The organism is Streptomyces sp. NPDC054834, from assembly GCF_053611185.1.
In genome coordinates, this window is sequence record NZ_JBSGZV010000009.1 from 72,099 (window position 1) to 94,547 (window position 22,449).

Here is a 22,449-nt window from a genome sequence, read left to right on the forward strand (position 1 = left end):
AGAGATCCCCGTGCACCACCCCTTCACCCCGGTCGCCTCGGTCCTCGTGGACCCGCGCCGCGCGCGCGTCCACGAGGAGGGCTGGCAGTCCTGGAGCCCCAGCGGCGCCTACGCCCTCGACCGGACGCCGTACCGCCCGGCGAACGACAACTGGGCGACCGTCTGCTACCGGCCGGGCGTCACCGTCCCCGCCGGTACCTTCCAGGGCGAGGGCCTGCTCGCCCTCGACCCCGGCGACGGCTCCCCGGCACGGCTGTGGGCGGCGGCCGACCCGACCCGGGAAGTGCCGTCCGTACGCCTCACCGTCACCGGCGACCAAGCCGAGGTGGAGGCCGACGGCCCGGTGAAGGAGTGGACCGGCACGGACATCCCGTCGGTGCTGGGCGACTGGGCCGGCAGCCTCGCGCTGCCCGCCCCGCGCCCGGCCCCGACGGTCTGGTGCTCCTGGTACGAGTACTTCACCCAGGTCACCGAGGACGACATCCACGAGAACCTGCGCGCGATGGACACCCTCGACCTGCCGATCGACGTCGTCCAGATCGACGACGGCTACCAGCGTGCGCTGGGCGACTGGCTCACCCTCTCCGGGCGCTTCCGCTCCCGCGAGGGCATCGCGGACGCCATCCGGGCACGCGGCCGCCGGGCGGGCATCTGGACGGCGCCGTTCCTGGTGGACCCGGCGAGCGACCTGGCCGCCGAGCACCCCGGCTGGCTGGTCCGCGACGCCGCGGGCGGCTTCGCGCACGCCGGCCGCAACTGGGGCCACGACCTGTGCGTCCTGGACACCACCCACCCCGAGGCGGCCGCCTACCTGGCCGGCGTCTTCCGGACGCTGCGCGCCGAGGGCTACGACTACTTCAAGGCCGACTTCCTGTACGCGGGCGCGCTGGAGGGCGTGCGGCACGGGGACCACGAGGACATGGACGCGCTGTCCGCCTACCGGGCCGGCATCGCCGTCATCCGCGAAGCCATCGGACCCGACGCCTACCTGCTGGGCTGCGGCGCCCCGATGCTGCCCTCCCTCGGCCTGTTCGACGCGATGCGGGTCAGCCCCGACACGGCCCCGCACCGCCGCCCCGAGGCCGGCGACTACAGCCAGCCCGGGCAGGACCCGGCCGAGTTCACCGGCGCCGGCCGCCAGTGGCAGCACGGCCGGCTCTGGATCAACGACCCCGACTGCCTGATGGCCCGCCCGGCCGTGGAGACCCGCGAACGCTGGGCCGCACACGTGGAGGCCACCGGCGGCCTGATGGCCTCCAGCGACCGTCTGCTGTCCCTCGACCGGTGGGGCGTGGAGACCACGCGCCGCCTCCTCACGAAAGACGCCCGATGAAGCGCACCCTGTCCGTCCCCGGCATCGCCTACGGCGGCGACTACAACCCCGAGCAGTGGCCCGAGGAGGTGTGGGCCGAGGACGTGCGCCTGATGCGCGAGGCCGGGGTGACCATGGTCAGCGTCGGCATCTTCTCCTGGGCGCTGATGGAGCCCGCCGAGGGCGTGTACGACTTCTCGCGCATGGACCGGATCCTCGGCCTGCTGCACGAGAACGGCATCGCCGCCGACCTCGCCACACCGACCGCGGCCCCGCCCGCCTGGTTCTTCCGCGCCCACCCCGAGGCCCTGCCGGTGGACCGGGACGGCCGCACGCTGTCGTACGGCAGCCGCCAGACGTTCTGCCCGTCCAGCCCCGCCTACCGCAGGGCGGCCCTGCGCATCGCGGACCAGCTGGCGCGGCGGTACGCCGACCACCCGGCGGTCGCGATGTGGCACGTGCACAACGAGTACGGCTGCCACAACGCGGCCTGCTACTGCGACACCAGCGCCCAGGCGTTCCGCGGCTGGCTGCGGGCCCGGTACCGGGACCTCGATGCCCTCAACGACGCCTGGGGCACCACCTTCTGGAGCCAGTGGTACTACGGCTGGGACGAGATCCTCCCGCCCCGCGCCACCGGCGCCGTGCCCAACCCCACGCACCAGCTGGACTGGCGGCGCTTCTGCTCCGACGAGCTGCTGTCGCTGTACACGGCGGAACGGGACGTGCTGAGCGTCGCGGCCCCGGACACGCCCGCCACCACCAACTTCATGGTGAACTTCAGCTTCGAGGCGCTGGACTACTGGCGTTGGGCGCCGGAGCTGGACATCGTCTCCAACGACCACTATCTCCGGTCCACGGACACCGAATCGCACATCGACATCGCGCTCAGCGGCGATCTGACGCGCTCGCTCGCGGGCGGCCCCTGGCTGCTGATGGAGCACTCCACGGGCGCCGTGAACTGGCAGCCGGTCAACCGGGCCAAGGGCCCGGGCGAGCTGCGCCGCAACGCCCTCGCCCACGTGGCGCACGGCGCGGACGGCATCGCCTACTTCCAGTGGCGGGCGGCGAAGGCGGGCGCCGAGCAGTGGCACTCGGCGATGCTGCCGCACGCCGGGACGGACAGCCAGATCTGGCGGGACGTGGTGCGGCTCGGCGCCGACCTGAAGGCGCTGGCCGAGGTGCGCGGCAGCACGGGCACGGCCGAGGTCGCGATCGTCTGGGACTGGGACGCCCGCTGGGCCCTCGAGCTGCCCTCACAGCCGAGCGGCGAGCTGCGCTACCTGGATCTGGTGCGCACCTGGTACGAACCGCTGTGGCGGGCCGGGGTGGCCGTGGACTTCGTCCGCCCGGACGCGGACCTCTCCGGGTACCGGCTGGTCCTGGCCCCCACCCTCTATCTGGTCGACGACGCGGGCGCCGCGAACCTCACCTCGTACGCCGAGCGCGGCGGCACCCTCGCCGTGGGCTTCCACAGCGGCATGGTGGACGAGAACTGCCATGTGCGGCTGGGCGGTTACCCGGGCGCCTTCCGCGAGGCGCTGGGCGTGCGCTCCGACGAGCCGTTCCCGCTGCTGACCGGCGAGCGGGTCGGCCTGGGCGGGGACGTGCCGGGAGAGGCCACGGGCACGCTGTGGTCGGAGCGGCTGCGCCTGGCGGGCGCCGAGGCGGTCGCCTCGTACACGGACGGACCTCCCCCAGCCTCCGGCCGGGGGTACCCCCACCTCGCTTCGCTCGCGGGCGTACCGGCCGTCACCCGGCACACGCACGGCACGGGCACGACCTGGTACCTGGCCACGCTCCCGGACCCGGACACCCTCGGCGCGCTCCTCGACCGGGTGCGTGCCGAGGCGGGTGTGGAGCCGGTCCGCACGGTGCCCGCGGGCGTCGAGGTGGTCCGGCGGCGCGGCACGGACGCGGACTACGTGTTCCTGATCGACCACTCCGGGAAGGGTGCCGAGATCGCGGTCCCGGCGGGCGCCACGGAACTGCTCACCGGCAAGGAGACCGCCGGCTCGGTCACGCTGGCCCCCGGTGACGTGGCCGTCGTACGGGAGCCGCGCGCGGACGCCTAGACCGTGCTCGCCCGGCGTCCGCCGGCCTCGGGCCCGCTGTGCAGGGCCCAGGTGAACAGGGTGACGGGGCGTTTGCGGTGATCGCCGTCCACCGTGATGTCGACTGCCTCGTTGTAGAAGGCGAGGAGCCCCCTGACCGGGCCCACCGCGGGCAGGGGGTCCGGGTAGCTCCACAGGACGTTCGACGGCACGTCCGCGTCGCCCCGCCAGGACCAGTACTCGGCGACGCCCTTGTACGGGCACCTGCTGCTGTGGTCGGTGGGTTCGAACAGGTCGAGGCGGACGTCCTCGCGGGGGATGTAGAACCGCGTGGGCAGGCCCGTCTCGAACAGCAGCACGGGGCGCCGGGTGTCCGCCGCCACCGTGCCGTCGATCTCGACGACGACATGGCGGCTGCTGGGCAGGGCGTCGACGCGTTTGTGCGGGTCACGCGGGTGGACGAAGATCTCTTCCTCCTCCTCGTACCAGTGGTCGAGGCCCGGGTCCCGGTGCTGGAACCAGGCGAAGGTGATGTGCCCGGCGAGATCGCGGCCGGGGTAGGTCCAGGCCGCGTTCCGCAGCGGCTCGCCGCCGGTGTCGAGGTCGTAGAAGATCCGCGACCCGGCGTGCGCGCCGGTCGGGGGGTGCGCCGCCGGGCGCAGGAGGTCCCCGCGGACCTCATCGCGCGGGAAGGCGTACTGGGGTACGGGCAGTCCGGGCTCCCACACCAGCAGGGGATGCCGGCTGTCCACGACGGTGACCTCGCCCTTCACCCCGCGCACCCAGCGGTCGCTGGGCTCCCACAGGAAGCCCTCCGGGGTGATGCGGACGGAATGGGCGGTGGGAAGTGTGGTCATGACCCGCTCCTTGGGCTCATGAAGGAGCGTACGTCGACGACGGACGGGCGGCGCGCTCAGTCCGCGGCGGGTCGCCGGGCCGGTACCCGTGCGGGTCAGGCCGGGGACAGGACGTAGCAGCCCTTGGCCTGTGCCTTCTGGCTCTCGCTGCCCGGCACGTCGTCACGGAAGTCGTGGAACTGGTACTGGCCGGCGCCGGCCAGGTCGCGGCGGCGCTCCTGGACACCATCACGCAGAAGGCCTCTCGCAGGGGCGTCTGCCCGCCGGCGCGCCGCAGCACCAGGGAGCCGTCGTAGCGGCCCTCGGCGAAGCCCCAGCCGAGCGCGTTGAACGGCAGCAGCGGCTGCTGAGGTGTGCCCTGGCTGACCAGGAACGCACTGGGATCGGCCACCCGTTGGCAGGTGAGACGGTGCGACGCGACGCTGTAGGAGAAGGAGCCGGTCTCGTCCCAGAAGAAGACGGGCGCCCTGGTGTGCGCGGTGGCCGGCCGCAACCGCAGTTCGACCTGGGTGATGACCTCGACGCGCTCCGCCTTGACCCGCGCGGAGAGTGTGGGCTGGAAGTAGAGCCAGGTGTCCTCGCCCTGGGCGATACGGGCGATGTGCGGGAGCGAGACGTCGACGACCGGCTCCTGCCGGAGGGCCAGCAGGTTGTACACCGAGAGCCCGAATGCCGCCACGCCCACCAGCGTGCCCATCCACGCCTGCGCCGGCTCGAACCGTCTCCTCATGACCCCAGCGTCGATCAGCCCCGCCGCCCGGCAAAGGCGCCACGCCACAGAAACGATCAAGGGCCGACAGGCTGTGGCGGCCTCTTCGTCAGTTGGCGATGCCGATGGTCTGTCTGATCGTTCCGGGTTGGTCGAGCACCCGCAGCATGTGATGGGCGACGTCGGCGCGTGAGGCCTTCGAGCCGCCCCGGATGTTCTGCCCGTACGCCGTCCGGTAGATGCCGGTGAGGGGCTTGTCGGTCAGCTGCGGCGGTCGTGAGACGGTCCAGTCCAGATCGCTGTCCCGAAGGATGTCCTCCATCAGAGCGAGGTCGGCGTAGTGCGCGCTGAACATGGCTCGCGCGAACCGGCTGCCCAGGTGGCGCATGAAGAACCCGTCGCCCGCATCGTGTTTCGGCGGGTTCGGCCGACCCGGTGACGGCACGGTGCCGATCGGTGCGGCGCTGACCACCACAAGGCGCTTCACGCCGGTCGCCCGCATCGCGGCCACGATGGCCTTCGTGCCCCGCGAGGTGACTCCCGCCTCGGACCTCGGCCTGCGCGGTCCGAGCCCGGAGAGGACGGCGTTCCTGCCGACGACGGCGGACGCGAGCACGTCCGTGTCCGGCGCGGCCAGGTCGGCCGTGACGACCCGCGCCCGTCCTTCCCACTCGGTCAGGCTGTGTGGGTCGCGTACGACCGCGGTGACGTCGTGACCCGCGGCAACGGCCTGTTCGAGAAGGTGGCGGCCGATGCCACCGGTCGCTGCGAAGATCGTGAGCTTCATCCGTTGTCTCTTCTCTCTCGTCTCTCTCGTCGGTCGCCGCTGGTCCGGTCAGGGGCGGCCCGGCGTGAACTCCCGGATCACCTGGGCGAGTCCGGCCGGCTGGTCCAGCGGGATGAGGGTGTAGCTGTCGTCCATCTCGACCAGCCGTCCGTGCGGGAGGAGTTCGGCCAGGCGCCGGCCGTGTGCGGGCGGCATGACGCGGTCGCGGCTCGCCCACACCACGAGGGCGGGACGTTCGAAGCTGGGCAGGCGTTCGGCGGCGGCCACCAGGAGGCCGGTGTCCGCGGCAGCGGCCCGCAGTGTTCGCACGGCGTCGTGACGGATCTCGGGCCGCTTCATGACCGGCCGCATCCACCGGGCGGTGGCGGCGTCCCCTCGCAGGGTCAGCCATCCGAACGCGATCGGGAGCCGGCGGATCATCCGCAGCCGCATCTGCTGCATGAACAGCCCGAACAGCCGGGGCGGGAGCTTGCCGGCAAGCACCAGCGTCCTGCCCGTCAGCCCTGGCGGGAAGTTGTCGAACGCATCGCACGAGGCGAGCACGGCCCGTCCCACGCGCGCGGCGCCGTCGCACATGAGCAGCTGGACGATCGCACCGCCGGTGTCATTGCCGACGAGGGTGACGTCCGTCAGATCCAGGCGGTCGAGCAACTCCGCGACCAGCCGGGCCGTCCCGGGCAGCGACAGGTCGGCATCCGCACGCATCGCGTGCCGATGCGCGCCGAGGGGCAGCGTCGGTGCCACGCATCTGTGATCCGCGGACAGATCACTGATCGTCCCGGCCCACAGCGAGGCATCCATCATGAACCCGTGCAACAGCACGACCGTAGGACCGTCACCGCCGGTGTCCTCGTATTCGATGGTCCCGGCGGACAGTTCGATCTCTTTCATTCCCGTCCTCTTCACCTCTCGGCCGACGGTGCCTGTGCGGCCTCAGGTGAGACCTGCGAGTTTTTCGGGATTGGTGACGAAGTAGATGCCGCGGACCTGTCGGCCGTCCGGGACCAGGTCGAGGACCAGTACGGCGAACGGCGAGTCGTCCCTGAACAGCAGCGCCGAGGGATCTCCGTTGACCCGCCGGTAGCGGATGTCCAGGCCACCGCGGGCGCGGGTGGCCCCATCGGCCAGCAGCCGGGCGACCTTGTCGCGGCCGTGTACCGGGCGCGGGCCCGCGGCGGTGGCCTTGCCTCCGCCATCGGCCCACAAGGTCACATCCGGTGCCAGGAGCGTCAGCAGCGTCCGCAGGTCGCCGCCGGACACCGCGGCCGTGAACCGCTCGGTCACCTGTTGACGCACGCGCGGGTCGGTCCGGTAGCGGGGGCGCCGCGCGTGCACATGCTCGCGTGCGCGGTGGGCGAGTTGGCGTACCGCCGCGGGAGTGCGGCCGAGGATGTCGGCGGTCTCGGTATGGGCATAGCCGAACACCTCGTGCAGGACGAACACCGCGCGTTCCAGCGGGGTGAGGGTCTCCAGTACGACCAGCAGCGCCATGGACACCGACTGGAAGCGCTCGGCCGTGGCGGCGGCGTCCGCGGCATCGCCGTGAGCGCGGCCGTCGGCGAGGGAGGTGACGAGCGGTTCTGGCAGCCACGGACCCACATAGGTCTCGCGACGGCGGCTGATGGCGGCCTGGCGGGCGAGGGCTTTGTTCACCGCGATCCGCACCAGATAGGCGCGTGGGTTGTCGATCCGCTCCACGCCCGGTGCCCCGCCTCTGGACGCCCATGACAGCCAGGTCTCCTGGAGCACGTCCTCGGTGTCGGCGACGCTGCTGAGCATGTTGTAGACGACGGAGAACAACAACTCACGGTGCTCGACGAACACCCGCGTAGCCGTGTCCACCGCGCTCTCCCGGGCACCCCCGGCCGACGAGGTGTCGGACATCATCGGACCTCCTGCCGTGTCTGCCTACTGAGAGCCGCTGGAGGGCCCGGAGCGTGACATCCAGACGAAGCATGTGACCCACGCCTCATTTCGGCATGTCATGACCATGACGTCACCGAGCTCGTCCTGAGACGTGGGCCACAGTCGCCCGGCCGGATGTCACACTCCCGCACCAGCCGCGGATCTCAGATGCGACGGCCCACGAGGGCCACGACCTTCACACAGGAATGACCATGGATACGAACAAGCAGAACGTGCTGGCCTTCTACGAAGCCGCCCTCAACCAGAAAGACTTTGACGCCGCGTCACAGTTCATCGGTGATCGCTACGTACAGCACAACCCATTGATCGCCGACGGTATCGACGGATTCGAGGAATTCCTCCGTTACTTGCGGGAGACGTTCCCCGAGCTGCGCGCCGAGGTCAAGAGGATCTTCACGGATGGCGACTTCGTCATCGCGCACATTCACGGGGTGCGCGTCCCCGGACAGCTCGGCTCGGCCATTGTCGACATCTTCAGAATGGACGACGGAAAGATCGTCGAGCATTGGGACGTCATACAGCCGATTCCGGAGGAAGCGGTGAACCCGAACGGCATGTTCTGACCCATTGACGCCAGGATCATCGACACCGACTGGAGTGAAAGTCATGGTCAATGCGGGATTGTTCGTGCGAGCGCACGGACGTCATCGCGGCCAAGATCCCCTCAGCAGGGGGAGCCTGAGCGCGCAGGAAGCCGGGCCTGTAACGAACGGTCCCCAGGAATGAGCAAGAGGCCGCATCGGTGTGTCCCGATACGGCCTCTGACCTGCTACTTCGCAAGTCGGGACGACAGGATTTGAACCTGCGACCCCTTGACCCCCAGTCAAGTGCGCTACCAAGCTGCGCCACGTCCCGGTGCGCTCGCCCACGGTGTGCCGTGTGATCGCGCGGACAGCACTTTACCGTACGCCGGGGGGTTGGCCGAAGGGGGCGCCCGGGCCGGGGAACGCGGACCGGGGGAGAATCGGGCGTATGGGCAGCGGGCGGGACCGGGACGGTGAGGGGCGGGCGCGGAACGCGCGGCCGCGGGACGGGCTGGGGCGGCCTCTGCCGTACGGGGCGCAGGGGGTGGCACGGCAGCCGGAGGGTGTCGTGCGGACCCCGGAGGAGACCGTCGGTGAGGCGCAGGCGCTGCTGGCGGAGGGGAAGCCGTTCCACGCGCACGAGGTTTTCGAGGACGCCTGGAAGTCGGGCCCGGATTCCGAGCGCGCGCTGTGGCGGGGGCTGGCGCAGCTGGCCGTGGGGCTGACGCATGCCGCGCGGGGGAACGTCACCGGCGGGGCGCGGCTGCTGCGGCGCGGGGCGGGTGCCGTCGAGGAGTGGGCGGACAGCCGCGGGGAACGGCAGCCGCACGGAATCGATCTCGCCGGGGTCGCCGCCTGGGCGCGAGAGCTGGCCGAGGCCGTGGAGCGGGGCGGCGAGCCGGTCGACGCGAGGACCCGGGCGCCCCGCCTCCGGGTGTCGTAGCGGGGGGGCGGGGTCCCGGTGCGGTGGCGGTGCGCGCACTGTCAGTGGCATGCGGCAGACTCGGGGCGTGCGAAAGATTCATGTCATCGGTATCGGCGCGGGCGACCCCGACCAGCTGACCCTTCAGGCGGTCAAGGCCCTGCGCGGCACGGACGTGTTCTTCCTTCTCGAGAAGGGGGAGGTGAAGTCGGACCTCACCCGGCTCCGCCGGGACATGCTCGACGCGCACCTGCCGGAGGGGACGTACCGGCTGGTCGAGGCCCGGGACCCGGAGCGGGACCGGAGCGCCGGCGGCGCCGCCTACTCCCCCGCCGTCGGGGACTGGCGCAGCGCCCGCGCCGGCATCTACGAGCGGCTGATCGCCGAGGAACTGGGCGAGGACGAGAGCGGCGCCTTCCTGGTGTGGGGGGATCCGGCGCTGTACGACAGCACGCTCGGGATCCTCGAGGAGGTGCTGGAGCGGGGCGCCGTGGCCTTCGAGTACGACGTCGTGCCCGGCATCAGCAGCGTCTCCGCGCTCGCCGCCCGGCACCGCACGGGGCTGAACCGGGTAGCCCGCCCGGTGCAGATCACCACCGGGCGGCGGCTGGCCGAGGGCTTCCCCCAGGACGTGGACGACCTGGTCGTGATGCTGGACGCCCAGCAGACCTTCCGGCAGTACGCGGGCGACGACATCGACATCTACTGGGGCGCCTACATAGGCACCCCGGACGAGATCCTCGTCTCCGGGCCGATCACCGAGGCCGCCCCCCGTATCGAGCGGCTGCGCGCCGAGGCCCGGGAGCGCAAGGGCTGGATCATGGACACGTATCTGCTGCGCCGGCGCCCGAAGGACGCCTGAGGCCGGCCAGTCGAAATCCGGGTGCCCGAAAGGGGCGGCGGTCGCCATACTCCCGGCATGTCTCCCGCACCCGTCCGCTTCCACGATCCCGGCCTCACGGCCTGCCGGTTCCGGTCCCCCATGCTGGTCCACTGCCCGCGCTGTGCGCGGATCGCCCACGCGGAGCAGCGGCCGGACCTCGCCGAGGACACGCGATACCGCCTGATCTGCCGGTCCTGCGGTCTGTCCCGGACCTCGTGGCTCGTCGACGGGCACTGGCCGGCGCTGTGGCTGCGGACCACCACCCGGCACGGCGAGATCTGGGCGTACAACCTCGAACACCTGGACCTGCTCCGGCGGTTCGTGGCCGCTTCGCTGCGGGAGCGGGCCCCCTGGTACGAGCACGGGCGGAAGATGACGTACGTGGGCCGGCTGCCCGCGTGGATCAAGGCCGCCAAGAACCGTGACGAGGTGCTGCGCGCGATCGACCGGCTGCGGGCCTCGGTCACGGCCGGTTGAGGCCGAGCCGCTGAAGCTTCTCCAGCCGTGCCAGTACGGCCGCCTCGTCGGGCAGCGCCGTCACGCCCTCCGGCAGCGGGGGTCGTCGTACGACCACCACGGGCAGCCCGAGTTCACGGGCGGCGGTCAGCTTGGCGGCGGTCGCCTCGCCCCCGCTGTCCTTGGTCACCAGCACGTCGATGCGGTGGGCGCGCAGCAGCTCGAGTTCGCCGGCGACGGTGAAGGGGCCACGTGCCAGGAGGACGTCGAGACCGGGCGGCGTCGGCGGCTCGGGCGGCTCCACCGACCGTACGACGAAGTGCAGGTCGCTCAGGTGCGCGAAGGCCGACAGGCCCAGGCGGCCGGTGGTGAGGAACACCCGGCGGCCGAGGGCGGGCAGCGCGTCGGCCGCCGCGCCGAGCGAGGGGACCGCGTGCCAGCGGTCACCGGGGGTGGGCCGCCATCCCGGGCGCCGCAGGACCAGCAGCGGCAGCCCGGTCGCCGTCGCGGCCCGCGCCGCGTTGGCGGTGATCCCGGCGGCGAAGGGATGGGTGGCGTCGACGACCACGTCCACCTGCTGCGCCCGCAGCCACTCCGCCAGCCCCTCCGCCCCGCCGAACCCGCCGGTCCGGACCTCCCCCTCCAGTGCCCCGGGGCGGGCCACCCGTCCGGCCAGGGAGGTCGTGACCCGGACACCCCCGCGCGCGGTCAGCCCGGCGGCCAGTCGCCGGGCCTCCGTGGTGCCGCCGAGGACGAGGACGTGCGGGGTGGTGAGGTGCGGGGACATGGCGTCAGCGTACGGGCCGATCCGCGGGCCGGATCGCTATCGTCCAGGCATGGAATCCGTGCGTGGCGTGCTGATCGACATCGACGGAGTGCTCACCGTGTCGTGGGAGCCGCTGCCGGGTGCGGTGGCGGCGCTGCGCGAGATCCGCGAGGCGGGCCTCGCCGTGGCGCTGGTGACGAACACGACGTCCCGGACCCGGGCGTCGATCGCCGAGACGCTGTCGGGAGCCGGTTTCCCCGTCACCGCCGAGGACGTCCTCACCGCCCCCGCGGTGACCGCCGCCCATCTCGCCGAGCGTTTTCCGGGCGCCCGCTGTGCTCTCCTCAACAGCGGGGACATCGAGGAGGACCTCGGCGGCATCACCCTCGTCGGCGCGGACGAGGACGAGGATGTCGGCGAGGGCGATGGCGAGGGCGAGGGCGATGACACCGTGCCCGACGTGGTGGTCGTCGGCGGCGCCGGTCCCGAGTTCGGCTACGCGGCGCTCAACCGGGCCTTCGGGCACCTCCAGCGCGGGGCCCGGCTGGTGGCCATGCACCGCAATCTGTACTGGCGCACCGACACCGGGCTGCGACTGGACACGGGCGCGTTCCTCATCGGGCTGGAGAAGGCCGCAGGGGTCGAGGCGGAGGTCACCGGCAAACCGTCGCCTGCCTTCTTCGCGGCCGCGCTGGCCCGGCTGGGGGTGGGCGCGGACCGGGCGCTGATGGTGGGCGACGACATCGAGTCGGACGTGCTCGCGGCCCAGCGTGCCGGGATCACCGGGGTGCTGGTGAAGACCGGCAAGTACCTGCCCGAGACGCACCAGAAGGCCGGCGGCACCCCGGACCACGTCCTGGACTCGTTCGCCGACCTCCCCGCGCTGCTCGGGCTGCGGGAGGGCTCAGCGCAGTAGCAGCTGGGCCCCGCCCACGACCGTCGCCGCGATCACCAGTTGCTCGAACAGCCGCTGGTTGATCCCGTTCACAGCCCATTTGCCGATCAACGCCCCCGGCACGACGAACACCGCGAGGGCGGCGTCGAGCAGCAGTGAGCGGCCGTCGATCAGGCCCAGGCCGACGCTGAAGGGCACCTTGGACACGTTCACGATCAGGAAGAAGAAGGCCGAGGTGCCCAGGAAGCCCAGTTTCCGGAAGCCCGCGGACAGCAGGTACAGCGACATCACCGGACCGCCCGCGTTGGCGACCATCGTGGTGAAGCCGCCCAGCACACCGTACGAACGCGCCTTGACCCGGCCCGCCCGGCTGCCGACCGGCTCCGGCTCCCCCTCCGTGTCGGCCCGCCGCCGCCACACCGTGACGGCCGCCATCAGCAGCAGGATCGCGCCGATCGAGGTCCGTACGACGCCGTCGTCGGCCCACGTCAGGAACAGCGTGCCGACGACCACTCCGGCCGCCACCGCCGGAAACAGCCGCCACAGCGTGGGCCAGTGGGCGTGCCGCCGGTAGGTGAGCACGGCCAGCACGTCGCCCACGATGAGCAGGGGCAGCAGCACCCCGGTGGAGGCCCGGGCGGGCAGCACCGCGGCGAATACGGCGAGGCTGACGGTGTTGGCCCCGCTGACGGCGGTCTTGGAGAAGCCGACGAGCAGCGCCGCGAAGGCGAGCGCGGTGAATCCCCAGCCGGATATGTGCCATAGCGTCATCGTGTTCATGCCGGGCCGATGCTATGCGCATGCATCTTGCGGCGTAAGCGCCGTCTCGCCAGTCGGCCAGGTACGCCGAGGAGCCCGGGTGACGCGTGCCGCCCGTGCCGCTGGGTGCCGCCCGTGCCGCTAGTGCCGCTCCACCAGGACCGCGCTCCCCTGCCCCACCCCCACGCACATCGTGGCCAGCCCCCGCGCCGCGCCCGTACGGCGCATGCGGTGCAGCAGTGTGGTGAGGATGCGGGCGCCGGAGCAGCCGAGGGGGTGGCCGAGGGCGATCGCGCCACCGCTGGGGTTCACCAGGTCGGGGTCGATGCCGAGCAGGTCGACGCAGGCCAGGGCCTGGGCGGCGAAGGCCTCGTTGAACTCGGCCTCCTGGATGTCGGCGATCTCCCAGCCGGCCCGGGCGAGCACCTTGCGGGTGGCGGGCACCGGGCCGGTGCCCATCACGTCCGGGTGCACGCCCGCCGAGGCGCCGGCGACATAGCGGCCCAGAGACTCCAGGCCCAGCTCGTTCAGGGCCTCTTCGCTGACCAGCAGCACCGCGGCGGCGCCGTCGTTCATCGGGGAGGCGTTGCCCGCGGTGACCGTGCCGCCCTCGCGGAAGACCGGCTTCAGCCGCGCCAGCTTCTCGACGGAGGTGTCCTCGCGGACGCACTCGTCGGTGTCGACGACCACGCCGTCCGGGCGCTCGACGGGCAGGAGTTCGTCGTCGAAGTGGCCGTCCTTGCGAGCGGCGGCGGCCCGTTGGTGGCTGCGCAGCGCGAACTCGTCCTGGCGTTCGCGCGGGATGCCGTACCGTTCGGCGACCTCCTCGGCGGTCTCGCCCATGGACAGCAGGCCGTGCAGGTCCTTCATCGCCGGGTTGACCAGCCGCCAGCCGAGGCGGGTGTCGGCGGTCTCGATGCGGTGCGGCAGGGCCTCGTCGGGGCGGGGCAGTACGAAGGGGGCGCGGCTCATCGACTCCGAGCCGCCCGCGAGCACGATGTCGGCCTCGCCGGCGGCGACGGTGCGGGCGGCGAGGGTGACCGCCTCCAGGCCCGAGGCGCACAGCCGGTTGACCGTGGCGCCGGGCACCGTCTCGGGCAGGCCCGCGAGCAGGGCGGCCATGCGGGCGACGTTGCGGTTGTCCTCGCCGGCCTGGTTGGCGGCGCCCCAGTAGACGTCGTCGATCCGGGCGGGGTCGAGCGAGGGCACATCGGCCACGAGGTGGCGGATCACGGTCGCCGCGAGGTCGTCCGGGCGCACCGGGGACAGGGCTCCGCGCAGCTTGCCGATGGGGGTGCGGCGGGCGGCCGCGAAGTGGACGGGACGCAACGGAAGGACTCCTGACCGACGACGCTGTGGATCAGCACTCAGTTGATCGGCACCGCTATTAATTAGCACCGCTAGTTTTGGACTATAGACCGCCGGCCCGCCCCCTGGGAAGATCCCCAGGTACCTTCACCGACGCAGCCGGAGGAGTCATGGCCGACGCCCGCGAGCACGTCCTCACCGGGACACGGGGCACGATCATCACCCGCGTGTGGCAGCACCCCGAGCCGCGGTACGTCGCCCTCGTCGTGCACGGCTACGGCGAGCACTCCGGCCGGTACGAGGGGCTGGCGGACGCCCTCACCGGACACGGCGCTGCCGTCTACGCGCCCGACCACATGGGTCACGGCAGGTCGGCCGGTGAACGCGTGGTGATCGAGGACTTCGAGGACGTCGTCACCGACGTGCACGGCGTGGCCGCCCTCGCCCGCACCGCGCACCCCGGCCTGCCGCTCGTCCTGGTCGGCCACTCCATGGGCGGCCTGATCGCGGCCCGGCACGCCCAGCGGTACGGCGACGAGCTCACCGCGCTCGTCCTTTCGGGGCCGGTGATCGGCGCCTGGGAGCTGCCCGGACGGCTTCTCGCCCTGGCCGAGATCCCGGACCGGCCGATCAGCCCGGCCTCGCTCTCCCGCGACCCGGCGGTGGGGGCCGCGTACGCCGCCGACCCGCTGGTGTGGCACGGCCCGATGAAGCGGCCGACGCTGGAGGCGTTTGTGCGGACCCTGGCGACTGTCGGCGAGAGCGGCGAGGTCGGCCCGCTCCCGGTGCTGTGGCTGCACGGCGAGGACGACCGGCTGGTCCCGCTGCCCGGCAGCCGGACCGGCGTGGAGCGGCTGACCGGGAGCCGGGCGGCCGAGCGGATCTACGCCGGGGCCCGGCACGAGGTGTTCCACGAGACGAACCGGGCGGAGGTCTTCGCGGACGTGACCCGTTTCCTCGACGGAGTACCCGGGCTCTAGCCCGACCCGGTTCCGGCCCGCTCAGCACCGCGTTTGCGGGTGTGCACCGGGGGCACTCGCGCCCCCATGGAGTGGTTGCGTGCTGCCGCCTGTGTGGGTGAGGACCCCGAACTGTTCTTCCCGGTGGGCACGACCGGGCCGGCGCTGCGGGACATCGATGCCGCCAAGCGCGTATGTGCCCGTTGCCCGGTGACGACCCAGTGTCTGACGTACGCACTGGCGTACGGCCAGACCTCGGGTGTCTGGGGTGGGACCTGCGAGGAGGAGCGCGACGCACTGCTCCGTGCGTCCAGGGACACGTCGAGCGACGTGTCGAGCGACGTGTCGAGGGACGAAAGACAGCTTGAGAAAGGGAGAAGCGTTCTATGACCGTGGTGAAGAGCACGCTGCCCGACGAGGCGCTCCGCGTCACCGGTGGTGCCCTCCAGGAGACCCTCGTGGACCTGCTGGGTCTGTCGCTGGTCGGGAAGCAGGCGCACTGGAACATCGTGGGCCCGCGCTTCAGGTCCATCCACCTCCAGCTCGACGAGGTGGTGGACGCGGCGCGCGCCTACGCCGACACGGTAGCCGAGCGTGCCGCGGCGCTGGGCGTGGCGCCGGACGGCCGGCCGGAGACCATCGCGTCGACCTTCGCGCTGCCGGGCACCAAGGACGGCTGGCTGCGTGACACGGAGGTCGTGCGGCTGCTGGTGGAGTCGCTCGAGGCGGCGATCGGGCGGCTGCGTGAGCGGATCGACGCGACCGAGAAGGCGGACCCGGTCACCCAGGACCTGCTGATCGGCATCACCGCCGACCTGGAGAAGCAGCGCTGGATGTTCGAGGCCGAGAACTGGCCGCGCGAGGACAAGTGACCGGCGCGCGACCGGCCCGCGCTGAAGCACACGTACGCAAGGAAGGGGACACGGCATGGCCGACGCCCTCGAAATGGACGCGCTGTGGGAGGACTTCCACCGCGTGGTGAACATGACCTCGGCGGAGCTCGCCGCCTGGCTGCGGGTACGCGACGCCGACGAGGACGCGGAGCCGCTGCCGGAGGAGGCGGGCACGCCCACCGGGCAGCATGTCCTCGCGATCCTCCAGAAGCGGCGCACGGACCTCACCGACGACGACATCCGCGTGATGTACAAGGTCGTGGACCGGGTCAGCGACCTGGCGGACGTGGAGAACGAGCCGGAGCCGGAGACCTCGCCCGAGGACACGCGCCGCCGGCACCAGCTGATGACCCTCGGTCACGACCCGCTCAAGCCGTAGCCATGAGCCGCGCCGGCAAGGCCGAGAAGGCCGACAGGACGGAGCGGCCCGGACGGATCCTCTCCGAGCTGGTCTCCGCGTACGGGCGGACGTACGCGGAGGAGGCGGGCATCCGGCTGAAGGACACCCCGCAGCCTCTGTACCGGCTGCTGGTCCTCGCCGTCCTGCTCAGCGCCCGGATCCGTGCCTCGGTCGCGGTGGCCGCCGCCCGCGCGCTGCACGAGTCGGGTCTCGACACGGCGCGCCGTACGGCCGAGGCCGACTGGCAGGACCGGGTGGACGCGCTCGGCCGGGGCGGCTACCGGCGCTACGACGAGCGCACCGCCACGCAGCTCGGGGACGGCGCCGAGCTGCTGGCCGAGCGGTGGGGCGGCGATCTGCGGCGGATGCGCGCGGAGGCGGACGGCGACGTGGACGCGCTCCGGCGGCTGCTGCGGGAGGTGCCGGGGCTGGGTCCGGCGGGCGCCGACATCTTCCTTCGCGAGGTGCAGCGGGTGTGGCCGGAGGTGGCGCCGTACCTGGACGGCAAGGCGCTGTCGGGCGCGGAGCGGCTGGGCCTGCCGAAGGACCCCGGCCGGCTGCTCGATCTCGCCGGTGACACCGAACCGGCCGTGCTCGCCGCCGCGTTGGTGCGCGCGGCCCTGGACAAACAGGTGACCGAAGACAGTCTCCGCCGCGCCGCGTGATCGTGCCAGACTGCTCGACGGCCCCGCCGAAAGCGGCGGGGCCGTCGAGCGGAGGAGCGCCGTGTGACCGGGACCGAGCCGGCCCTGAACGAGATCGACACGACCCGGCCGCATCCGGCCCGGGTGTACGACTGGTTCCTCGGCGGGAAGGACAACTACCCGGTCGACGAGCAGCTCGGGCGGCAGATCATGGCGATCGAGGCCGGGGCCCCGCGGGCCGCCCGGGCCAACCGCGCGTTCATGCGCCGGGCCACCCGGCTGCTGGCCGAGGAGGCGGGAATCCGCCAGTTCCTCGACATAGGCACCGGCATCCCCACCGAGCCCAACCTCCATCAGGTCGCCCAGTCCGTGGCGGTGGACGCCCGTGTCGTCTACGTCGACAACGACCCGATCGTGCTGGCCCACGCGGGAGCCCTGCTGCGCGGCACCCCCGAGGGCGTCACGGAGTACCTCCAGGCCGACGCCCGGGAGCCCGGCAAGATCCTCGAACTGGCCTCGCGTGTCCTGGACTTCGACCGGCCGGTCGCGCTGTCCCTGATCGCCCTGCTGCACTTCGTCGCGGACGAGGACGGCGCCCACGACATGGTGGCCACCCTGCTCGGCGCCCTGGCCCCGGGCAGCTGCCTGGTCCTGTCGGCGATGACGGCCGACTTCGAGCCCGAGAACGTCCGGCGGGGCATCGCGGCCTACGCGGCGGGCGGAGTGACTCTCGTCGCCCGTTCACAGGCCGAAGTCGCCCGTTTCTTCAGCGGACTGGAGCTGACGGACCCCGGTGTCGTCGCCGTCTCCGACTGGCGCCCCGACAACGGACCGGACGGGGAGCCGCCGGTGTCGCTGTACGGCGGGGTGGGGCTCAAGACGGCCGGCTGAACCGGCCGGACAGACTCTGTGCCCCGCCCATGCCGAGCACGTGGGCGATGGTGCGCAGCACCCCGTTGTCGTTGTTGGACGGGGCGAGATGGCGGGCCCGGCGGACGACCTCCGGGTGGGCGCCCGCCATGGCGAAGGACCAGTCGGCGGCGTCCAGCATCTCCAGGTCGTTGAGGTAGTCGCCGAACACCATGGTCTGCGCGGGCGTGATGCCCAGCTCCCGCTGGAGGCCGCGCAGGGCGGTGCCCTTGTTGGCGGTGGTGTTCATGACGTCGACCCAGTGCTCGCCGGAGACGACGACCTGGTGGGTGGCGGTGAAGGCCTTGAGGGCGGGGGCGGTGGTCCGCTCGGCCGGGCCGAAGTCGAACAGGGCCACCTTGATCACTTCGTCGTCGACGGAGGTGACGTCCTCGACGATCCGGTGCTCCACGTAGTACTTGCGGACCTCGGCGAGGAAGGCCTCGTCGGTCCGCTCGACGTAGGCGGACCGCTTGCCGCAGACCACGGCGCCCACGTCCACGCCATCGGCCACCAGCCCCCGCACGGTCCGCGCGAGAGAGGCCACGACCGGCCCGTCGAGCGGGTCCGAGCTGAGTTCCACGCCGTCGCGGACGACATAGGTGCCGTTCTCCGCGATGAACACCATGCCGTCGGCCACCTCGGCGAACTGCCGGGCCAGCGTGGCGTACTGGCGGCCGCTCGCCGGGCTGAACAGCACACCGCGCCGGCGCAGTTCGGCCAGCATCGGCCACAGTCCCTCCGGGATCCGCTTGTCGTCGTCGAGGAGCGTGCCGTCCATGTCGGTGACGACGAGCCGGATGTCGGCGGAGCCGGCCGGGAGGCCGGGGGTGGTGAGGAGGGACGCGGGCGTGGCGGGCATGTCCTGCTTCCGGTCGGGGTGGGCGTACGGAGTCCAGTGTTCCTCATGGGGCGGGCGGGCCCGGATCCCGGCCGGTCCGCCGAATCCCGGGACAGCGCGATCACCGGACGGCACAATGGCCGCGGACAGTCACAGGGGACGGTCACACGCGGGCGGCCGCAGGGGGCGGAGGACGGCGACGTGAGCGAGGGCGGGCCGGCGGCGGTGACCACGACGGTGGCGCACGCCGCGCGGGTGTGGAACTACTGGATCGGCGGCCGCGACAACTACGCGGTCGACCAGCGGGTCGGCGAACAGGTCGCCGGGATGCTGCCGGTGATCCGGGACGTGGCACGCGCGGACCGGGAGTTCCTGGGGCGGGCGGTGCGGTTCCTGGCCGGGGACCGCGGAGTGCGGCAGTTCCTGGACATCGGCACCGGGCTGCCCACGGTGGAGAACACCCACGAGATCGCCCAGGGCATCGCTCCGGAGTCGCGGATCGTGTACGTGGACAACGACCCGATCGTGCTCATGTACGCGCGCACCCTGCTGACCAGCGCCCCCGAGGGCGTCACCGACTACGTCGACGCCGATGTCCACGACCCGGACACCCTGGTCCGGCGGGCCGCCGAGACCCTCGACCTGACGCGGCCGGTCGCGGTGATGATGCTGGGCATCCTCAACTTCGTCCTGGACGACGACACGGCTCGGGAGGCCGTACGCCGGGTCATGGCGGCGGTCCCCTCCGGCAGCCACCTCGTGCTCACGCACCCCACCTGCGACTCCGAACTGGGCGGCGCGGGCAACGAGGCGGCGATGCGGTACTGGAACGAGCACGCCACCCCGCCGGTCACCGCCCGCGACCGGGCGCGGATCGCGGCCTTCTTCGACGGGCTTCAACTGCTCGAACCCGGGCTGGTGCCCTGCTCCCGGTGGCGCTGCGGGCCCGACCGGCCCGCCGTGGTACCGCAGTTCGGCGGGGTGGCCGTGAAACCCTGATCCCGACCAGGCACGGCCCCGCCCGTCGAGGAGGAGCGCGGATGACCACCCTTGCCGACCCGGTGCCCGGCGGGCGTCCCGGCGACGTCCAGCGGGCCACCGCGCTGGCCGCCGAACTGACCGGACGGGGCGTGCACGGTGTCGTGCTGGCCTATGTCGACACCGCGGGCATCGGCCGGGTGAAGACCGTCCCGGCGGCGCGGCTGCCCCGGGCCGCGGCCTGGGGCGTGGGGATGTCCCCGGTGTTCGACACCTTCCTGGCCGACGACTCCATCGTCACCACCGACGTCCTCGGCTCCCCGGACGGCGACCTGCGCCTGTACCCGGACCTCGACCACCTGGTGGTTCTGGCCGGGCAGCCCGGCTGGGCCTGGGCCCCGGTCGACCGGATCACACAGGAGGGTGAGCGGCACCCCGGGTGCTCCCGCACGTTCCTGCGCCGGATCGTCACGGAGGCCGCCGAACGGCACGGCATCACCTTCCGAGCGGCCGTCGAGGTCGAGTGGGCCCTCGGCCTCGGCTCGGCGCCCGACGGGGAGTTCGTGCCGGCGGTGTCCGGGCCCGCGTACGGTGCCGTCCGACAGGCGGAGCTGAGCGACTACGGCGCCGATCTGCTCGCGGCCTGCGCGGCGCAGGGCATCGACGTCGACCAGTTCCACCCGGAGTACGCGGCCGGGCAGTTCGAGCTGTCGGTGGGTGCGCTGGACCCGGTGGCGGCGGCCGACCGGAGCGTGCTGGTCCGGCAGACCGTCCGTGCGGTGGCGCAGCGGCACGGCCTGCGGGTCTCCTTCGCCCCGGCCGTGTCCGCCGAGGGCGTCGGCAACGGCGGCCACCTGCACCTGTCCGGCTGGCGCGACGGCCGCAACCTGCACACCGGAGGGCCCGGGCCGTACGGCATGACGGATCGGGCCGAGTCCTTCGCGGCCGGGATCCTCGCGCACCTGCCCGCCCTGACGGCCGTGACAGCTCCCAGCCCGGCCAGCTACCTCCGCCTGAAACCCTCCCGGTGGGCGGGGGTGTTCACCGCCTGGGGCCGCGAGCGGCGTGAGGCCGCGGTGCGTGTCGTCACCGGCACGACGGGCCACCGGGAGCAGGCGGCGAACCTCGAGGTCAAACCGGTGGACCTGGCCGCCAACCCGTATCTCGCGTTCGGCTGCGTCATCGCCGCCGGACTCGACGGCATCGCGTCGGCGGCGGCCCTGCCCGAGGAGATCACCGGTGACCCGGCCCGGCTCGGTGCCGGTGAGGCGGCGGCACGGGGCGTGCGCCGGCTGCCCACCTCGCTGCCGGAGGCCGTCGCCGAGTTCGGCGCGGACGAGGTGCTGCGGGCCGCGCTGGGCGAGGTGCTGGCCGACGCGGTGACCGCCGTACGCCTCGGGGAGGCCGCGGCCGTGGACGGGCTGGACGACGCCCGGGTCGCGGCGGCCTACCGCTGGAGGTACTGACCGTGCGCGGCCCCGTGTCCGGACCGGTCCAGGAGGCCCTCGCCGCGCTGCCCCTGGTCGACCACCACTGCCACGGCGCCGTGACCGCCGATCCCGGCCCCGAGGAGTTCGCCTTCCTGCTCACCGAGGGCCGGCCCCGGCCGGGCAGCGGCCTCTCCCCCTTCGACACCCCGGCCGGTGTGGCCGTGCGCCGGCACTGCGCGCCCCTGCTGGACCTGCCCCGGCACGCACCGGCCGCCGACTACGCGGCGCGGCGGGCGGCCCTGGGATGGCGCGAGGTCAACCGGCGGTTCCTCACGGCGGCGGGGGCTGAGGCGTTCTGCGTGGACACCGGCTACGCCCCGCATCCCGTCACCTCCCCGGCGGAGCTCGCGGACGCCTCGGGCGGTACCGCGTACGAAGTGGTACGGCTGGAGGGCGTGGCGGAGTCGGTGGCCGCGCGGGGCGTGGAGGCGGGCGAGTACGCGCACGCCTTCCGGACGGCCGCTCAGGCAGCGGTGCGCCGGCCGGGCGTGGTCGGGGTGAAGTCCGTGGCCGCCTACCGCACCGGCTTCGCCCTGGACCCGGCGCGGCCTGCCGACGCCGAGGTCACCGAGGCGGCCCGGCACTGGCTCGCCGGGGGCGGCCGGCTGGCCGACCCGGTCCTCCTGCGCCACCTGCTGTGGACCGCCGTCGACCTCGGCCTGCCGCTGCAACTGCACACCGGCTTCGGCGACGACGACATCAGGCTGCACCGGGCCGATCCCGCCCTGCTGACGGACTGGCTGCACCTGACCCGTGGCACCGTCCCGGTCCTGCTGCTGCACTGCTGGCCCTACCAGCGCCAAGCCGCTTATCTGGCGGCCGTGTTCGAGCAGGTCCACCTCGACGTCGGACTCGCCCTGCACCACGCCGGTCCGGCCCGGTCCCGGGCGATCCTCGAAGAGGCCCTGGAGATCACACCGTTCCGCAAACTCCTGTACAGCTCCGACGCGTACGGTGTGGCCGAGTTCCACCACCTCGGCGCGCTGTGCTTCCGCCAGGGCCTGGCCGCGCTGCTCCAGGACCGGGTGGACGCCGACGAGCTGAGCCTGCCCGACGCCCTGCGGATCGCCGCCTGGACGGGGCGCGACAACGCCCGCCGGGTGTACGGGCTGCCCGCCCGCGAACCGTCGCCGCCCGAGCTCCTGTGACCGATGACACGCCGTTTCCGATGCCCGGA

At 72.7% G+C, this 22,449-nt stretch carries 25 protein-coding genes and 1 tRNA gene; 16 read left to right on the top strand and 10 right to left on the bottom strand.

All coding sequences use genetic code 11. The features are described 5' to 3' along the window. Window positions 1–10 precede the first annotated feature (10 nt). Window positions 11–1,333 (top strand): glycoside hydrolase family 36 protein, encoded by a 1,323-nt coding sequence (locus ACWGJM_RS14880; RefSeq protein WP_453412245.1) that lies wholly within the window; start codon window positions 11–13, stop codon window positions 1,331–1,333. Further along, on the top strand, window positions 1,330–3,387 hold the full coding sequence (locus ACWGJM_RS14885; RefSeq protein ID WP_453412072.1) for a beta-galactosidase: 2,058 nt from the start codon (window positions 1,330–1,332) through the stop codon (window positions 3,385–3,387). The genes ACWGJM_RS14880 and ACWGJM_RS14885 overlap by 4 nt, the downstream gene beginning before the upstream one ends. Here ACWGJM_RS14885 and ACWGJM_RS14890 read toward each other — a convergent pair. From ACWGJM_RS14890 to ACWGJM_RS14910, 5 genes are all read right to left on the bottom strand, one after another. Continuing rightward, a complete protein-coding gene (locus ACWGJM_RS14890; protein WP_453412073.1) occupies window positions 3,384–4,223 on the bottom strand; it encodes a DUF427 domain-containing protein in 840 nt (279 codons plus the stop codon). The two genes, ACWGJM_RS14885 and ACWGJM_RS14890, sit on opposite strands and share 4 nt — an antisense overlap. Window positions 4,224–4,239: 16 nt before the next feature. After that, window positions 4,240–4,953: a hypothetical protein gene (locus ACWGJM_RS14895; protein WP_453412074.1), complete on the bottom strand. Its 714-nt coding sequence runs from the start codon at window positions 4,951–4,953 to the stop codon at window positions 4,240–4,242. Between the two features lie 88 nt (window positions 4,954–5,041). Beyond that, window positions 5,042–5,719 (bottom strand): NAD(P)-dependent oxidoreductase, encoded by a 678-nt coding sequence (locus tag ACWGJM_RS14900; protein ID WP_453412075.1) that lies wholly within the window; start codon window positions 5,717–5,719, stop codon window positions 5,042–5,044. A gap of 48 nt (window positions 5,720–5,767) precedes the next feature. After that, window positions 5,768–6,610 (bottom strand): alpha/beta fold hydrolase, encoded by an 843-nt coding sequence (locus ACWGJM_RS14905; RefSeq protein ID WP_453412076.1) that lies wholly within the window; start codon window positions 6,608–6,610, stop codon window positions 5,768–5,770. 42 nt (window positions 6,611–6,652) lie between these two features. Then, on the bottom strand, window positions 6,653–7,603 hold the full coding sequence (locus tag ACWGJM_RS14910; protein ID WP_453412246.1) for a sigma-70 family RNA polymerase sigma factor: 951 nt from the start codon (window positions 7,601–7,603) through the stop codon (window positions 6,653–6,655). Window positions 7,604–7,836: 233 nt separating this feature from the next. Here ACWGJM_RS14910 and ACWGJM_RS14915 point away from each other — a divergent pair, with 233 nt between their 5' ends. Then, entirely contained in the window at window positions 7,837–8,208 is a 372-nt protein-coding gene (locus ACWGJM_RS14915) for a nuclear transport factor 2 family protein (protein ID WP_453412077.1), read from the top strand. A gap of 218 nt (window positions 8,209–8,426) precedes the next feature. On the opposite strand, the gene ACWGJM_RS14920 is transcribed toward ACWGJM_RS14915, so the two are convergent. After that, window positions 8,427–8,500, bottom strand: a tRNA-Pro gene (locus ACWGJM_RS14920). A gap of 117 nt (window positions 8,501–8,617) precedes the next feature. Between ACWGJM_RS14920 and ACWGJM_RS14925 the strand changes: the two genes are divergently transcribed. The 3 genes from ACWGJM_RS14925 (at window position 8,618) to ACWGJM_RS14935 (ending at window position 10,451) form a co-directional block, all read left to right on the top strand. Further along, window positions 8,618–9,112 carry a DUF309 domain-containing protein gene (locus ACWGJM_RS14925; RefSeq protein ID WP_453412078.1) on the top strand — a complete coding sequence of 165 codons (495 nt, stop codon included), beginning with the start codon at window positions 8,618–8,620 and terminating at the stop codon, window positions 9,110–9,112. 67 nt (window positions 9,113–9,179) lie between these two features. Further along, complete coding sequence (gene cobF / locus ACWGJM_RS14930; protein ID WP_453412079.1) at window positions 9,180–9,953, top strand: precorrin-6A synthase (deacetylating); 774 nt, start codon at window positions 9,180–9,182, stop codon at window positions 9,951–9,953. A 57-nt stretch (window positions 9,954–10,010) separates the two neighbouring features. Continuing rightward, on the top strand, window positions 10,011–10,451 hold the full coding sequence (locus ACWGJM_RS14935; protein WP_453412080.1) for a hypothetical protein: 441 nt from the start codon (window positions 10,011–10,013) through the stop codon (window positions 10,449–10,451). Here ACWGJM_RS14935 and ACWGJM_RS14940 read toward each other — a convergent pair. After that, window positions 10,438–11,217: a cobalt-precorrin-6A reductase gene (locus ACWGJM_RS14940; protein ID WP_453412081.1), complete on the bottom strand. Its 780-nt coding sequence runs from the start codon at window positions 11,215–11,217 to the stop codon at window positions 10,438–10,440. The genes ACWGJM_RS14935 and ACWGJM_RS14940 overlap by 14 nt on opposite strands. A 49-nt stretch (window positions 11,218–11,266) precedes the next feature. On the opposite strand from ACWGJM_RS14940, the gene ACWGJM_RS14945 reads away from it, so the two are divergent. Further along, a complete protein-coding gene (locus ACWGJM_RS14945; protein WP_453412082.1) occupies window positions 11,267–12,112 on the top strand; it encodes an HAD-IIA family hydrolase in 846 nt (281 codons plus the stop codon). On the opposite strand, the gene ACWGJM_RS14950 is transcribed toward ACWGJM_RS14945, so the two are convergent. Beyond that, window positions 12,101–12,871, bottom strand: a complete 771-nt coding sequence (locus ACWGJM_RS14950) for a sulfite exporter TauE/SafE family protein (RefSeq protein WP_453412083.1) — start codon at window positions 12,869–12,871, stop codon at window positions 12,101–12,103. The genes ACWGJM_RS14945 and ACWGJM_RS14950 overlap by 12 nt on opposite strands. Window positions 12,872–12,991: 120 nt before the next feature. After that, window positions 12,992–14,179 carry a thiolase family protein gene (locus ACWGJM_RS14955; protein WP_453412084.1) on the bottom strand — a complete coding sequence of 396 codons (1,188 nt, stop codon included), beginning with the start codon at window positions 14,177–14,179 and terminating at the stop codon, window positions 12,992–12,994. A gap of 149 nt (window positions 14,180–14,328) precedes the next feature. On the opposite strand from ACWGJM_RS14955, the gene ACWGJM_RS14960 reads away from it, so the two are divergent. From ACWGJM_RS14960 to ACWGJM_RS14985, 6 genes are all read left to right on the top strand, one after another. Further along, window positions 14,329–15,138 carry an alpha/beta hydrolase gene (locus ACWGJM_RS14960; protein ID WP_453412085.1) on the top strand — a complete coding sequence of 270 codons (810 nt, stop codon included), beginning with the start codon at window positions 14,329–14,331 and terminating at the stop codon, window positions 15,136–15,138. A 66-nt stretch (window positions 15,139–15,204) separates the two neighbouring features. Further along, window positions 15,205–15,507 (top strand): WhiB family transcriptional regulator, encoded by a 303-nt coding sequence (locus ACWGJM_RS14965; protein ID WP_453412086.1) that lies wholly within the window; start codon window positions 15,205–15,207, stop codon window positions 15,505–15,507. Next, window positions 15,504–15,989: a Dps family protein gene (locus ACWGJM_RS14970; RefSeq protein WP_453412087.1), complete on the top strand. Its 486-nt coding sequence runs from the start codon at window positions 15,504–15,506 to the stop codon at window positions 15,987–15,989. The genes ACWGJM_RS14965 and ACWGJM_RS14970 overlap by 4 nt, the downstream gene beginning before the upstream one ends. Window positions 15,990–16,044: 55 nt before the next feature. Further along, the gene (locus ACWGJM_RS14975) at window positions 16,045–16,389 is read left to right on the top strand and encodes a DUF3140 domain-containing protein (protein ID WP_453412088.1); all 345 of its coding nucleotides are present in this window, start codon (window positions 16,045–16,047) and stop codon (window positions 16,387–16,389) included. A 2-nt stretch (window positions 16,390–16,391) separates the two neighbouring features. Beyond that, complete coding sequence (locus ACWGJM_RS14980) at window positions 16,392–17,075, top strand: endonuclease (RefSeq protein ID WP_453412089.1); 684 nt, start codon at window positions 16,392–16,394, stop codon at window positions 17,073–17,075. Window positions 17,076–17,138: 63 nt separating this feature from the next. Next, window positions 17,139–17,945 (top strand): SAM-dependent methyltransferase, encoded by an 807-nt coding sequence (locus ACWGJM_RS14985; RefSeq protein WP_453412090.1) that lies wholly within the window; start codon window positions 17,139–17,141, stop codon window positions 17,943–17,945. On the opposite strand, the gene ACWGJM_RS14990 is transcribed toward ACWGJM_RS14985, so the two are convergent. Beyond that, window positions 17,929–18,825 carry a Cof-type HAD-IIB family hydrolase gene (locus ACWGJM_RS14990; RefSeq protein WP_453412091.1) on the bottom strand — a complete coding sequence of 299 codons (897 nt, stop codon included), beginning with the start codon at window positions 18,823–18,825 and terminating at the stop codon, window positions 17,929–17,931. The two genes, ACWGJM_RS14985 and ACWGJM_RS14990, sit on opposite strands and share 17 nt — an antisense overlap. A gap of 180 nt (window positions 18,826–19,005) precedes the next feature. On the opposite strand from ACWGJM_RS14990, the gene ACWGJM_RS14995 reads away from it, so the two are divergent. From ACWGJM_RS14995 to ACWGJM_RS15005, 3 genes are read left to right on the top strand one after another with little or no spacing between them, the layout of a single operon-like run. Beyond that, window positions 19,006–19,803, top strand: coding sequence for an SAM-dependent methyltransferase (locus tag ACWGJM_RS14995; protein WP_453412092.1), 798 nt, complete (start codon window positions 19,006–19,008; stop codon window positions 19,801–19,803). A 41-nt stretch (window positions 19,804–19,844) separates the two neighbouring features. Continuing rightward, entirely contained in the window at window positions 19,845–21,248 is a 1,404-nt protein-coding gene (locus tag ACWGJM_RS15000; protein WP_453412093.1) for a glutamine synthetase, read from the top strand. Window positions 21,249–21,250: 2 nt separating this feature from the next. Beyond that, complete coding sequence (locus tag ACWGJM_RS15005) at window positions 21,251–22,420, top strand: amidohydrolase family protein (RefSeq protein WP_453412094.1); 1,170 nt, start codon at window positions 21,251–21,253, stop codon at window positions 22,418–22,420. Window positions 22,421–22,449: the final 29 nt, after the last annotated feature.